This window comes from Vibrio orientalis CIP 102891 = ATCC 33934, from assembly GCF_000176235.1.
Lineage (GTDB): Bacteria > Pseudomonadota > Gammaproteobacteria > Enterobacterales > Vibrionaceae > Vibrio > Vibrio orientalis.
The window spans coordinates 108,585-121,022 of the sequence record NZ_ACZV01000002.1; the positions used below are offsets into that span (position 1 = coordinate 108,585).

General features: G+C 45.2%; 15 protein-coding genes. 6 read left to right on the forward strand and 9 right to left on the reverse strand.

What is annotated here, in order from left to right; genetic code table 11:
- Positions 1-26: 26 nt before the first annotated feature.
- The 3 genes from rimM to rplS are packed head-to-tail and all read left to right on the forward strand — an operon-like array spanning position 27 to position 1,741.
- Positions 27-575: a ribosome maturation factor RimM gene (rimM, locus tag VIA_RS01400; RefSeq protein WP_004410029.1), complete on the forward strand. Its 549-nt coding sequence runs from the start codon at positions 27-29 to the stop codon at positions 573-575.
- Between the two features lie 27 nt (positions 576-602).
- Positions 603-1,346, forward strand: coding sequence for a tRNA (guanosine(37)-N1)-methyltransferase TrmD (gene trmD, locus VIA_RS01405; protein ID WP_004410030.1), 744 nt, complete (start codon positions 603-605; stop codon positions 1,344-1,346).
- Between the two features lie 41 nt (positions 1,347-1,387).
- Positions 1,388-1,741, forward strand: coding sequence for a 50S ribosomal protein L19 (gene rplS / locus VIA_RS01410; protein ID WP_004410033.1), 354 nt, complete (start codon positions 1,388-1,390; stop codon positions 1,739-1,741).
- Between the two features lie 323 nt (positions 1,742-2,064).
- Here the strand turns inward: rplS and yacG are convergent, their stop codons facing one another.
- The 8 genes from yacG to nadC all read right to left on the reverse strand — a co-directional run bounded on the left by yacG (position 2,065) and on the right by nadC (position 9,131).
- A complete protein-coding gene (gene yacG / locus VIA_RS01415) occupies positions 2,065-2,259 on the reverse strand; it encodes a DNA gyrase inhibitor YacG (RefSeq protein ID WP_004410036.1) in 195 nt (64 codons plus the stop codon).
- Between the two features lie 68 nt (positions 2,260-2,327).
- Complete coding sequence (zapD, locus tag VIA_RS01420) at positions 2,328-3,068, reverse strand: cell division protein ZapD (protein ID WP_004410039.1); 741 nt, start codon at positions 3,066-3,068, stop codon at positions 2,328-2,330.
- A 34-nt stretch (positions 3,069-3,102) separates the two neighbouring features.
- Positions 3,103-3,711, reverse strand: coding sequence for a dephospho-CoA kinase (gene coaE / locus VIA_RS01425; protein WP_004410041.1), 609 nt, complete (start codon positions 3,709-3,711; stop codon positions 3,103-3,105).
- A 1-nt stretch (position 3,712) separates the two neighbouring features.
- Positions 3,713-4,582, reverse strand: a complete 870-nt coding sequence (locus VIA_RS01430; protein WP_004410043.1) for a prepilin peptidase — start codon at positions 4,580-4,582, stop codon at positions 3,713-3,715.
- 45 nt (positions 4,583-4,627) lie between these two features.
- Positions 4,628-5,854 carry a type II secretion system F family protein gene (locus VIA_RS01435; protein WP_004410045.1) on the reverse strand — a complete coding sequence of 409 codons (1,227 nt, stop codon included), beginning with the start codon at positions 5,852-5,854 and terminating at the stop codon, positions 4,628-4,630.
- 12 nt (positions 5,855-5,866) lie between these two features.
- Positions 5,867-7,558, reverse strand: coding sequence for a type IV-A pilus assembly ATPase PilB (gene pilB, locus VIA_RS01440; RefSeq protein WP_004410047.1), 1,692 nt, complete (start codon positions 7,556-7,558; stop codon positions 5,867-5,869).
- 10 nt (positions 7,559-7,568) lie between these two features.
- Positions 7,569-7,994 carry a pilin gene (locus VIA_RS01445; protein WP_004410049.1) on the reverse strand — a complete coding sequence of 142 codons (426 nt, stop codon included), beginning with the start codon at positions 7,992-7,994 and terminating at the stop codon, positions 7,569-7,571.
- 249 nt (positions 7,995-8,243) lie between these two features.
- Positions 8,244-9,131, reverse strand: a complete 888-nt coding sequence (nadC, locus tag VIA_RS01450) for a carboxylating nicotinate-nucleotide diphosphorylase (protein WP_004410050.1) — start codon at positions 9,129-9,131, stop codon at positions 8,244-8,246.
- Between the two features lie 132 nt (positions 9,132-9,263).
- On the opposite strand from nadC, the gene ampD reads away from it, so the two are divergent.
- Positions 9,264-9,809 (forward strand): 1,6-anhydro-N-acetylmuramyl-L-alanine amidase AmpD, encoded by a 546-nt coding sequence (gene ampD / locus VIA_RS01455; RefSeq protein WP_004410051.1) that lies wholly within the window; start codon positions 9,264-9,266, stop codon positions 9,807-9,809.
- A 231-nt stretch (positions 9,810-10,040) separates the two neighbouring features.
- Here the strand turns inward: ampD and fldB are convergent, their stop codons facing one another.
- Complete coding sequence (gene fldB, locus VIA_RS01460; protein ID WP_004410052.1) at positions 10,041-10,562, reverse strand: flavodoxin FldB; 522 nt, start codon at positions 10,560-10,562, stop codon at positions 10,041-10,043.
- A gap of 164 nt (positions 10,563-10,726) precedes the next feature.
- Here fldB and xerD point away from each other — a divergent pair, with 164 nt between their 5' ends.
- Both xerD and VIA_RS01470 read left to right on the forward strand, forming a co-directional pair.
- The gene (gene xerD / locus VIA_RS01465) at positions 10,727-11,623 is read left to right on the forward strand and encodes a site-specific tyrosine recombinase XerD (RefSeq protein ID WP_004416737.1); all 897 of its coding nucleotides are present in this window, start codon (positions 10,727-10,729) and stop codon (positions 11,621-11,623) included.
- 40 nt (positions 11,624-11,663) lie between these two features.
- Positions 11,664-12,410 (forward strand): thioredoxin fold domain-containing protein, encoded by a 747-nt coding sequence (locus VIA_RS01470; RefSeq protein WP_004410055.1) that lies wholly within the window; start codon positions 11,664-11,666, stop codon positions 12,408-12,410.
- Positions 12,411-12,438 lie beyond the last annotated feature (28 nt).

Genomic DNA, 12,438 nt, shown 5'->3' on the forward strand with positions numbered 1-12,438 from the left:
TTCTTATCAAAAGAAGAAATTAGCTTATGTCGATGAAAGGTAATGAAACGATGAGTGATAACAAGATTGTTGTGGGTAAGTTCGGTGCTTCTTACGGCATTCGTGGATGGCTTAAAGTTTTATCCTACACAGACAATGCTGAAAGCATATTTGATTACGCGCCTTGGTGGATTAACCAAGGTGGTCAGTGGGTTGAATACAAAGCAGAAAGCTGGAAGCGCCATAACAAAGGTTTGGTGGTAAAGCTGGAAGGTCTGGATGTGCGTGAAGACGCGCAATTACTGACCAATTTTGAGATTCTAATTGACCCTGCGGTATTACCAGAATTGCCATCAGACGAGTTCTATTGGCGTGATTTGATTGGAATGCAAGTAGTAACTGATAAAGGTTACGATCTAGGTACTGTCTCTGACATGCTAGAAACTGGCTCCAACGATGTTTTGGTAATTAAAGCAAATCTAAAAGATGCTTTCGGGCAAAAGGAACGATTAATTCCGTTCCTTGAAGAGCAAGTGATCAAAAATATTGATCGCGAAGCTCAACGGATCGAAGTTGACTGGGATCCTGGATTCTAATCTCCAAATTGCCAGAGCGAGATAAACATGTGGGTTGGCGTAATAAGCCTATTTCCTGAAATGTTCCGTTCTGTTACCGATTTTGGAGTAACAGGTCAAGCGGTTAAAAAAGGTCTTTTGTCGATTGAGACTTGGAATCCTCGAGATTTCACGCACGACAAGCATCGCACTGTTGATGACAGACCTTATGGTGGTGGCCCAGGTATGCTGATGATGGTACAGCCTTTGCGCGATGCTATTCATACAGCTAAGCAAGCCTCACCAGGTAAGACGAAAGTCATTTACCTTTCTCCTCAAGGTCGAAAACTAGACCAAAAAGGAGTCGAAGAGCTGGCAACAAATGAGAACTTGCTTCTAATTTGTGGTCGCTACGAAGGGGTAGATGAGCGCGTCATCCAATCCGAAGTTGATGAAGAATGGTCAATCGGGGATTTTGTGATGACAGGTGGGGAAATCCCAGCCATGACGTTAATTGATTCTGTCTCTCGGTTTGTACCGGGGGTACTAGGAGACTTTGCGTCTGCGGAAGAAGACTCTTTTGCTAATGGCTTACTCGATTGCCCGCACTATACGCGCCCTGAGGTGTTAGACGGTAAAGAAGTACCTGCGGTACTCAAGTCTGGTAACCATAAGGATATTCGTCACTGGCGACTTAAACAGTCGTTAGGCCGTACTTGGCTAAGAAGACCAGAACTCCTGGAAAACCTAGCTCTGACTGACGAACAGGAACAATTACTAGCCGAGTTCATTAAAGAACATCGTGCAAAGTAACCTATTAAATTTAGTATCAGTTTATTCTAGGAATATTAAAAATGAGTAACATCATCAAGGCTCTTGAAGAAGAGCAAATGAAAAAAGACCTACCTAACTACGCACCTGGTGACACAGTTGTTGTTCAAGTTAAGGTAAAAGAAGGTGACCGTGAGCGTCTACAGGCTTTCGAAGGCGTTGTAATCGCAATCCGTAACCGTGGTCTACACTCTGCATTCACTGTACGTAAAATTTCTAACGGTGAAGGTGTAGAGCGTACGTTCCAAACTCACTCTCCAATGGTTGATAGCATCGAAGTTAAACGCCGTGGTGCAGTACGTCGTGCCAAGTTGTACTACCTACGTGAGCGTTCTGGTAAGTCAGCTCGTATCAAAGAGAAACTTGCTAAGAAGTAATGCTATAACTAGCGTTCTCATAGTATTAGCGGAGGCCATTTGGCCTCCGCTTTTTTTTGCGCTTCGCCTAGAGGTTTGAGTTCAGGCTTTGTCATCTTAGAAAAAGGTTCGTCATTCCATAGAGTGACGAAGGAGCGAGTAGGGAATCTCATTAAGCTTTCGCCTTGTGAAAAGAGATCCACAATTCGCTCGTACCTCACTCTTGAGGATGACGGGATACTAATTTGTTTCTTCTTCAGAAATAAAAAAGCCGATGTTTTCACATCAGCTCTTCAACGTTCAATATTTTCGCTATTCGCTATTCGCTATTCGCTATTCGCTACTTAATACTGATCTTCTGACCAACCGTCTGAATCAGACATATCTGGTGCACCTGGAATCGTATTCTCTTCATCAGCCCACTCGCCAAAATCGATCATTTGGCACTGCTTACTACAGAATGGACGGAAAGGGCTTTGCTCTCCCCATTGAACGTCTTGGCCACATTGCGGACATGGCACTATGGTAATTTTTGACATGGTAAATCTCTAACTTAAGGCGAACGATATCGCTAGTATACTAGGAATAATAAGATAATCGGGGTGGATTAGCAGCAAACGGCCAATTTGAAGTCAATATCGGCGGTCGAGGCTTGGCCTGACTCAAAGTCGATAAACTTAATAGCAAAGCGGTTTTTATGGCCGGAAATCATCGGGTAGACCCCATGGTGCACAGGCAGCTCAAGGCGTAAAATATTCGCTTCATCAGCGTCACTTTGGTAGAAGCCAGATTTAGCTTGAATTGGGCGAAAGTGTCCCGTTTCACGTGTTAGTTTTAGCCACTGTTTCAGAGCGATGGATAGAGGCTCTAAAGAGCTTAACCATTTATTCGCATCTGCGCGCTTTTTCTCGATAGGTAAGTGGAGCCAGTGGTGAAGTGCGGGTAGGTCGAAGCAGCAAGAACCGCCGGGTAAATTAAAGCGCTGGCGGATGGCACTTAAAAAGCGATCTTCTTTTAAGCTCTGACCAAAGCGTTCAGCGCTCATTAAACCACTGTGAGCAGCATCTACTTCGCTTAAGACATTTTTCAGCATCTCTTGGTCAACACCTTCGACATTAAGCCAAGAGCGGTAGGCTAGACGTTGTTTCTCGATATCTTTCGCCAACTCACTTTTGAGTTGGATTTGCTCGAAGATTTCGACGATATCAAACAGAGAGCGATAAAAGGTAAGGTGCTGCATATCGTCACTAAACTTCGCCGCAATATTTAGCTGATTGAGCAGGGCTTCTACTCTCAGGTAAATACGGGTCTTTTCATTAAGTGGGTGTTCGAAGTAGTGGGTTGTCATTAATATGCAGCTCTAGGTTCTTGTCATCCTATTCTCACAGATTTTCACTGCACATTTCTAGGAACTTTTGGTGCAATTCTGTGATTTGAGGCAAAAGTTTTTGGTTTTTTGCATCATTTTTAATCACATAGTCAGCGATGGCCAGTCGTTGCTCTCGGCTTGCTTGAGAGGCTAAGATTGATTTCGCTTGAGATGCGTCTACCTTATCACGTTCTACAGTGCGTTGGATCTGAGTTTCTTCATCGACATCGACCACCAAAATCTTATCTGCCAAAGCTTGTAAGTTGTTCTCGACCATTAACGGGATAACCAGTAGAGCATAGTCAGATTTGACCTTAGTCAGTTCGTCGAGCATTTGCTTTCTGATCATCGGGTGTAGCAGTTGATTTAACCACGCTTTACTCTCTGGTTGGCTAAATATGATTTCTCTAAGTTTGGCTCGATCAAGCGTGCCATCTTTTTGGATCACTTGATTGCCAAACTGTTCAATAATGGCATTAAGTCCCGGAGTGTTTGGTTCAACAACTTGCCTAGCGACAATGTCGGCATCAACGATCTCAATACCAAATTTTTGGTTGAAAAGGTCCGCCACGGTTGTTTTTCCGCTCGCAATACCACCGGTTAGCCCAATCACTAATGCCATATTAAATTCCTACAAAGTTACCTAAATACCAGTTAAGTATCAGGTCGCCCCACATTAAACTGATCCAGCCAGCAATCGCGAGGTATGGACCGAAAGGGAAAGCCTTATCAATACCTTGTCGCTTGAGTCGTAATTGAATCAGGCCAAACACCAAGCCAACCAATGAAGAGAGCAAAATGATCATTGGTAGGTATTGCCAACCTAGCCACGCACCTAATGCAGCGAGTAATTTAAAATCGCCATAGCCCATGCCTTCTTTGCCGGTGGTGAGCTTAAATGCCCAATAGACCACCCATAGTGCTAAGTACCCAGCGATAGCACCGATCACTGCGTCTTGCAGCGATACTGGGCTGATGTCAATAAGCGCGATGGCAATGCCGGTCCAGGTTAACGGTAGAGTTAACTGGTCAGGCAGCAACATTGTGTCTAAGTCGATGAAGGTGGCAGAGATGAGCACAAAGGTAAAAAATATCAGGCAAATAGCATAAAAGCTAAAGCCAAACTGATAAGCCACCATTAATGACATTAGTCCGCTCAGTAGTTCGACTAGCGGATAGCGAGCACTAATTTTATTGCTGCACTGGTGGCACTTTCCTCTTAGTAGTAGCCAACTAATGACTGGTACGTTATCGATAATACGAATTCGGGTATCGCATTTTGGACAGGTCGAGGCTGGAACGCTTAGGTTATAAGTGCCTTGTGGAGGCTCAATTTTATATTCAGGGAAGCTCTCAGCGCACTCATTACGCCATTCGCGCTCCATCATGATCGGTAGGCGGTGGATGACGACATTGAGGAAGCTGCCTATTATCAGACCGAAAATAGTGGCCAGTACAGGAAATAGCCAAGGGTAATAATAAAAAATATCCATAAAGAGGTGCAGCTTGGTCGCCAGTAAAGAGTGTAGATTGGTATATTATCCTAAGACACTCATTAAGTTAAAGACAGGCAGGTACATTGCTACCACTAATCCACCGACGACGATGCCAAGAAGCACAATAATCAAAGGTTCTAACACCTTGCCTAGGTTGTCGACGGTATCCTCCACTTCAAATTCATAGATGGAGGCCACTTTATTGAGCATATCATCTAAGCGTCCTGATTCTTCACCAATCATGACCATTTGTAAGATCATCTCCGGAAAGCAATGTGCGTTACGCATGGCAATATAGATAGGTACTCCGGCAGCAGTATCATCATAAACACGCTCAATAGCTTGTTGATAATAGATGTTGTCTGCCGTTTTTGCTGAGCTTGTTAAGCAACTGAGAATCGGAATGCCCGCACTTAAACTGGTCGCTAATGTACGGCTGAATTTGGCGATGGAAGCTTTGCCGATAACAACCCCAATTATCGGTACTCTAAGTAAAGCTCGACTAGCGGTCAGACGTAGGCGAAAAGAGCGCTTACCGATCTGATTCATGATGAGAGTAAAACCTCCTACACCCAAAAATATGGTTGAGCTATGAGCTTGAGTGGAATTAGAGAGCTGCAAAACTTTTTCGGTAAACCATGGTAGGTCGGCGCCAAACCCTTTAAACATGGATTCAAATTGAGGGATAACCATAGTGAGCATTAAGTAGGAAACCACCAGCGCAGTGGTGACAACCATACAGGGATAAATCAAAGCTTTAATGACTTTAGCCCTAAGCCGCTCTGACTTTTCTCGATAGCTGGCGATACGCTCAAAGGCGTCAGCAAGGTTGCCTGTTTGCTCTCCCGTGGCGACAAGATCAATATATAAGCGGTCAAAGTGACTGCTTGTCGCGTGCATTACTTTTGAAATCGGTGTACCAGACTCAATACCTTTGGATATTTGTGCCAATATCGATGTCATTTCTGCTTTACGTTGGTTATCCGCCACTAACTTTAGGGCATGAATGATGGGTACCCCTGTTGCGAGCATAGTTGCAAGCTGCCGAGTTAGAAGAGTGATGTCTTTAGTTTTTACCCGCTGGGCTAAACGAGTAAAGGCTGAGACCCTCTTTACCTTTAGTTTTCTGATTCGTATCTGTTGTTGCTTGAGTTTATCTCTCACTTCGGCTTCATTTATTGCCAGAAGTTGTCCAGAGACACGCTTGCCAGAGCGATGAAGACCTTTCCAACGATAATTTTTTAATTGAGCCGCAGAGCGCTTTGTCATCTTCATTTCTCGTTAAATATAGAGTACTCGTTGCAACTCTTGATAACTGGTTATTCCGCCAAGGAGCTTTTCAATACCAGACTCTTTCAAGGTCTGCATACCTTGCTGTCTAGCGAGCATTTCTATTTGTTCCACATTTGCTCCTTCACTGATGGCTTGTGCAAGGCAGTGGTCAAATGCCATCACTTCGTAGATACCAGTCCGTCCAGAGTAGCCTTTGTTGCATTCGCTACAACCACTTTTGCTTGCCTGATAAATCACGCTCTTTGCAGTAAGGTTAAGCTGTTGTTCTATTGGCCCAGGCAGGGCGGTTTGCTGTTTACAATGGTGGCAGAGTTTTCTCGCAAGGCGCTGAGCAATGATTAAGCTTAAGGACGAGGCGATATTAAATGGTTCTATGCCCATGTTACGCAATCTCAACACGCTCTCTGCAGCGGAATTAGTATGAAGGGTTGATAGCACCAAATGACCGGTTTGAGCCGCTTTAACCGCGACTTCAGCTGTTTCCAAGTCACGAATTTCTCCAACCATCACCACATCAGGATCTTGGCGAAGAAAAGCACGCAGTGCTTGTGCAAAGTCAAAGCCGATTTGTGGCTGGACTTGCACTTGGTTGATACCAGCTAAGTTGATTTCGATTGGGTCTTCAGCGCTGGCTATGTTCACTTCGCTGGTATTGAGAATTTGTAGCCCAGTGTAGAGCGAGGTTGTTTTGCCGCTGCCAGTTGGCCCAGTCATCAAGATCATACCTTGTGGCTTACTCAAGGCGGATAAGTACAGAGCTTGTTGTTGCGCGTTGTAGCCGAGACTATCTATATTGAGGCTTGCACAACTGCTGTCGAGAATTCGCAGAACAATTTTTTCTCCCCACAGTGTCGGCAAAGTCGAGACTCGCATATCAATAGCGATCTCTGAATTCAGTCTAAGTTTAATCCGTCCATCTTGAGGTAAGCGTTTCTCGGTGATATCGAGTTTGGCGAGTATTTTTAGTCGTGCCGAGAGGCGTCGGTTGAGGTGTTGTTTAGGCTGCTGAGTTTCAACCAGAATGCCATCGCAACGCAGTCGAATCCGGTAAATGTGTTCATAGGGTTCAAAATGAATATCAGATGCCCGCTTTCGTACAGCATCAAGCAGGACTTGATTGATGAAGCGGCTGATTGGCGCTTCATCTGTACTTAGGTTTTCAATATTTGACAGTTCTTCGGTAGACACTTGGACCAGAGAGGCGAGTTCTTGTTCAGTGATCTCTTTGTCGTGGACAAGGGTTTCTCCGGCAATAGCTTGACCATAAACCTGACGAATCGCACCGTGCAACTGCTTTACATCGGCTAAGACAAGCTCGACTTGCAACCCAGTGGCAAAGCGGAACTCATCTTCAATCTCTAAATTGGTTGGATCGGCGACCGCTATGGTTAACAGTTGCGGTGTTTGATTGATAGGTAAGGCACTAAAGCGGGTGATAAGCTCCCTTAAGCCAAGAGTGTGACACAGAGACTGGTAGTTAAATTGGCACAGCGAAATTTCGGCTAGACCGAACAGTCGCGAGAGTTGCTTAGTGAGTTCACGATGTGCAATAAAGTCCAATTCAAGTAAAGCTTCAGGCACAGATACGCCTGAAGCTTTAACATACTCAACCAGTTGGTTTTCTTGCGTCGTGTCGATGAGCTTCGCTTGGCGTAAGATCGAAGGGAGGTTGGTTAGCATCGTTTGCTTACTAACACCCGGTTAAAGTTGGAACTGAGCTAGTCGCGCTGCAGATCCATCCCGTATCATTATCGCGAGAGTAAGTGATAATCTCTGAACTAGTCATGGTGCTATTTGAGCCGAATGTGAATTTGAGTGTCGGGGCTGAACCGGAGCTGGCCAGTTCTGAGACGAGAGTGCCTAAGTTATTGATGTCGCTTGCTGTCCCTAAGTTAGTCAGTGCAGCTGCGGAGGCGGTGCCATTTTCTTGGTAGAAAAGCTCGGCAGGGGTAATGAGCGCTTTGAGTGTGGCCAAGGCTGATGCCGCTTCCGATTTCTTGACGTAGTTGCTATAGGCAGGAATAGCGACGGTTGCCAGAACACCAATAATCGCCACGACAATCATCAGTTCAATCAGGGTAAAGCCAGACTGCTGGTGGCATTGTTTTGTTTGCATTATTTCTCTCCATAGACGAAATGCGAAAAGTAGCAGAGAGAATAGTCGGTATATTTAGGTGAAGATAACGTTGGCGTAGGGCTTTCCGAGTCGATTGTGAAAACTTGCTACGTTATTTGTTTTTACTTTGCACATTCATTTGAGCGGGAGCAAAGTTTATTCGAGGGGCGTTGGCGTAGATACAAAAACAGAGGCGCTATGGCCTCTGCTTTTAAACTTCAGTAATCAATGATTGCCTTGAGGGCTTGATTACTTAAAGCGCATCGAAAGATCCATTGCTTTTAGGTGCTTGGTTAGCGCGCCAACCGAGATATAGTCAACACCCGTTTCAGCGTACTCACGCAGTGTCTCAAGAGTTACGTTCCCAGAGTTCTCTAATGCCGCGCGACCCGCATTAATTTTGACTGCTTCGCGCATCATGTCGGTGGTGAAGTTATCCAGCATGATGATATCTGCGCCTGCTTCAATCGCTTCTTGTAGCTCTTCAAGGCTTTCTGTTTCAACTTCTACAGGCTTACCTGGGTTAAGATCTTTAGCCGTTTTGATCGTCTGAGTGATCCCGCCATTGGCGATGATGTGGTTTTCTTTAATTAGGTACGCATCAAACACGCCAATACGATGGTTAAAACCGCCGCCACATGCCACTGCATACTTTAATGCGCTGCGCAGGCCTGGAATGGTTTTACGTGTATCAAGCAGGCGACAGTCAGTCCCTTCAAGCTCTGCCGCGTATTGCGCAGTGATGGTTGCGCAGCCTGACAGGGTTTGAATAAAGTTCATCGCGTTGCGTTCACCGGTTAACAATGCACGCGCCGGGCCTGATAGTGTACAAATAACTTGGTTTGGTTCGACGCGATCGCCATCTTCGACATTCCACTCAATCGTGACTTCACCACCTAGCTGTTTGAACACTTCATCTGCCCAAGCTTTACCACAGAAAACGCCATGCTCACGAGTAATGAGAGTCGCTTCATTATGGGCATTAGCAGGAATTAGACTTGCGGTAATATCAGCAGCAGGATCTAAAGTGCCACCGAGATCTTCTCTGATCGTATCCGCAACCGTGCGGGCGATCTCTAAAGGCAGTTGCTGTTTCAAATATTCGAGGCGTTCTTGGCTATTGTGTGTGTTTTTCATCGCAAATCTAATACGCAGTTGAACAAGAGGTGGGCATGATACGATGACTCAGCGTGAAATTCAGCCATTAATCTCGCATTTCATGGTCAAAGGGATAAAATCACAATTGATTAGGATAAAAAGAGCTGAGAAATGATTGATAACCAAGGCTGGTACAGTGAAGCAAGGCATGTCCCTTCACCGTTTTATGACCAAAGAAGCGATGAGTCAGATATATCACTGCTAGTGGTGCACAATATTAGCCTACCACCGGGTCAGTTTGGCGGGCCTTACATTGAACAGTTTTTTACGGGTAATTTGGACCCTAATCAGCACCCGTTTTTTAAAGTTATTTACCAAATGGGTGTGTCGGCACATTGCTTAATTCGACGTGATGGGGAAGTGGTGCAGTTCGTCCCTTTTACCGCCCGCGCATGGCATGCAGGCGCTTCCAGTTTTGCTGGCCGAGAGAAGTGTAACGACTATTCGATTGGTATTGAGCTCGAAGGGAGCGATTTTGTCGCCTATACCGATGAGCAATACGCTGCCTTAACTGAACTTACCAAACAGATACAAACTACATATTCGCAGATTACTTTGCCGAGAATTACCGGCCATCAATACATTGCCCCACTGCGCAAAACCGATCCGGGTTTGGTGTTTGATTGGGTGAGATATAGAAGCGGGCTAGGCTCTTAGGAACGCTGCGCTCCGAGAATTGGGAACGGACTTCCCCTGCGAGAGGAGAGCGTCGTTATATACCGTCATTCCCTAGACTGACGAAGGAAGGAGTAGGGAATCTCATTAAGTTATCTACTCGCTTTAAGAGATCCCCAATTCACTCATTCTTCGTTCTTGAGGATGACAGCTTAATTTATTGAAATAAAAAGGGTTGGCACACGACGCCAACCCTCGAAAATATTTTCGCTTCTAAAGCGACTCTTGGTACTCAACTAGAATTTGTTCAACCCAGTTTGCGATACGCTCATCGCTGAGTTCATATTGTGAGTCTTCATCTAGAGCGAGACCGACAAACTTGCTGTCACCTTCAATAAGCGCTTTCGACGCTTCAAACTCGTAACTGTCGTCATTTGGCCAGTAACCAACGATGTTTGCACTGGTCTTTTTAATCTCGTCGTGCAGTAGGCCCATCGCATCGAGGTACCATTCGCCATAACCTTCTTGATCGCCTAAGCCGAACAGAGCGACGGTTTTGCCAGCGAGCGCTACGCCCTCGATTTGATCCCATAATTCGTTCCAGTCTTCTTGGATTTCACCAAAGTCCCACGTTGAGATACCTAAAATTAGAAAATCATACTCTGCCATTAATGAAAGAGGAGACTCTTTAACATTATGAATATCAACAATATCTGCACCAATGATATCGCGGATCTTCTCTGCCGCCATTTCTGTGTAGCATGTGGTTGAGCCGTAAAATAGACCGATTTTCATAGTATTCTTTATTATTGTGAAAAATTGATGGTGAATTCTAACCACAAATTGGCGAGCTTTGCAGCGAATATCGACCTCAGGTGTGATTTTTTATAGCTTTATTTGTATTGGGCACTTACATTTGAGCGCATAACGAAAATTAGAGGTGTGCTGTGTCAGAACAAATGTCACCCGATCAAGGCATTGTGGAACAGTTTCTTGATGCGATGTGGATGGAGCGCGGATTATCCGAAAATACGCTCGCTTCCTATCGCACCGATTTAGTCAAACTGCTACGCTGGATGTCGACAAACAACTATAAGTTGGACTTTATCAGTCTCTCAGGCTTGCAAGAGTACCAAGCGTGGTTGGTGGATGAGGGCTATAAGCAAACATCTCGCGCAAGAATGCTCTCTGCTATTCGCCGTCTGTTTCAATATCTCCACCGCGAGAAAGTGCGTGGCGATGATCCGAGTGCCTTGTTAGTAAGTCCGAAATTACCTAAGCGATTGCCGAAAGATCTCAGTGAAGAACAAGTTGACGCTCTACTTGATGCGCCAGATCCCAATGATGCGATGGAACTGCGCGACAAAGCCATGCTTGAACTGCTATACGCTACCGGTTTACGTGTGACTGAGCTGGTTAGCTTGACGATGGAAAATGTCAGTTTGCGCCAAGGGGTTGTACGGGTAACGGGTAAGGGTGGTAAAGAGCGCTTGGTTCCAATGGGCGAAAATGCTGTCGATTGGATTGAAACTTTTTTGCAACAAGGGCGGTCTGAGTTACTTGGGGAGACAACTTCCGACGTGGTTTTTCCGAGTAAACGAGCTCGGCAAATGACCAGACAGACCTTTTGGCATCGAATTAAGCACTACGCAGTGGTTGCGGGGATTGATACTGAACAGCTATCTCCACACGTATTACGCCATGCGTTTGCAACACATTTACTCAATTACGGTGCGGATTTACGTGTTGTGCAAATGTTGTTAGGTCATAGTGACTTGTCTACTACACAAATTTATACTCATGTAGCGACAGAGAGATTAAAACAGCTACATAGTGAACATCATCCAAGAGCCTAACGGCACAAAGTTAAGCTTAAATTGATTTAAGGTGAATTAAATGAGCGTATTACGCCGAATGACTCTACTTGCGTTGCCATTGTTACTGGCGGTGCAGAGCGTGTCAGCAAACGAAGTAAAATTTGATAAAAGTCAGCTAGAAGAGCGATTTGCAAAACTCGGTCTCGAAGTTAAAGAGGTTGCCCCTGCTGATATTGATGGATTGGTAGAAGTTCAGACTAGCGGCGGCATCTTATTTGCCTCTCCAGACGGGGAGTATTTCTTAGCCGGTACTTTGTATAAGTTAGATGAAAACGGTCAATATGAAGATGTATTGGCTAAACGCCAAGCACCGATCAATGCCGCTAAGATTGAAGCGTTTAAAGACAGCATGATTGAGTTTAAGGCGGACAACGAAAAGTACGTTGTGACTGTCTTTACCGACATTACCTGTGGTTATTGTGTTCGTCTGCATAGCCAAATGCAAGGTTATAACGATTTAGGCATCACCGTTCGTTACATGGCTTACCCACGCCAAGGTGCAACCGGTGAGGTTGCAGATCAAATGGCCGCTATTTGGGGCGCAGAAGATCCTCATCGCGCAATGCACAACGGTAAAGTAAATCGTGAGATCCCTGAGCAGGGTAAAGACTTTGCTAAATACCAAGATATTATCAAGCAGCAATACACGCTAGGTCGTGAGCTAGGTATTAGTGGTACGCCTGCTATCTTCCTGCCGAATGGTGAAATGGTTGGTGGTTATTTACCGCCAGCACAACTTGTTAAGCGCTTAGAGCAAATTAAATAATCAGAAAAGAGCCTCTTCATGAGGCTCT

Coding starts and splice junctions, on each gene's coding strand:
- rimM (WP_004410029.1), top strand. CDS start 27: ATGTCGATGAAAGGTAATGAAACGATGAGTGATAACAAGATTGTTGTG.
- trmD (WP_004410030.1), top strand. CDS start 603: ATGTGGGTTGGCGTAATAAGCCTATTTCCTGAAATGTTCCGTTCTGTT.
- rplS (WP_004410033.1), top strand. CDS start 1,388: ATGAGTAACATCATCAAGGCTCTTGAAGAAGAGCAAATGAAAAAAGAC.
- yacG (WP_004410036.1), bottom strand. CDS start 2,259: ATGTCAAAAATTACCATAGTGCCATGTCCGCAATGTGGCCAAGACGTT.
- zapD (WP_004410039.1), bottom strand. CDS start 3,068: ATGACAACCCACTACTTCGAACACCCACTTAATGAAAAGACCCGTATT.
- coaE (WP_004410041.1), bottom strand. CDS start 3,711: ATGGCATTAGTGATTGGGCTAACCGGTGGTATTGCGAGCGGAAAAACA.
- VIA_RS01430 (WP_004410043.1), bottom strand. CDS start 4,582: ATGGATATTTTTTATTATTACCCTTGGCTATTTCCTGTACTGGCCACT.
- VIA_RS01435 (WP_004410045.1), bottom strand. CDS start 5,854: ATGACAAAGCGCTCTGCGGCTCAATTAAAAAATTATCGTTGGAAAGGT.
- pilB (WP_004410047.1), bottom strand. CDS start 7,558: ATGCTAACCAACCTCCCTTCGATCTTACGCCAAGCGAAGCTCATCGAC.
- VIA_RS01445 (WP_004410049.1), bottom strand. CDS start 7,994: ATGCAAACAAAACAATGCCACCAGCAGTCTGGCTTTACCCTGATTGAA.
- nadC (WP_004410050.1), bottom strand. CDS start 9,131: ATGAAAAACACACACAATAGCCAAGAACGCCTCGAATATTTGAAACAG.
- ampD (WP_004410051.1), top strand. CDS start 9,264: ATGATTGATAACCAAGGCTGGTACAGTGAAGCAAGGCATGTCCCTTCA.
- fldB (WP_004410052.1), bottom strand. CDS start 10,562: ATGAAAATCGGTCTATTTTACGGCTCAACCACATGCTACACAGAAATG.
- xerD (WP_004416737.1), top strand. CDS start 10,727: ATGTCACCCGATCAAGGCATTGTGGAACAGTTTCTTGATGCGATGTGG.
- VIA_RS01470 (WP_004410055.1), top strand. CDS start 11,664: ATGAGCGTATTACGCCGAATGACTCTACTTGCGTTGCCATTGTTACTG.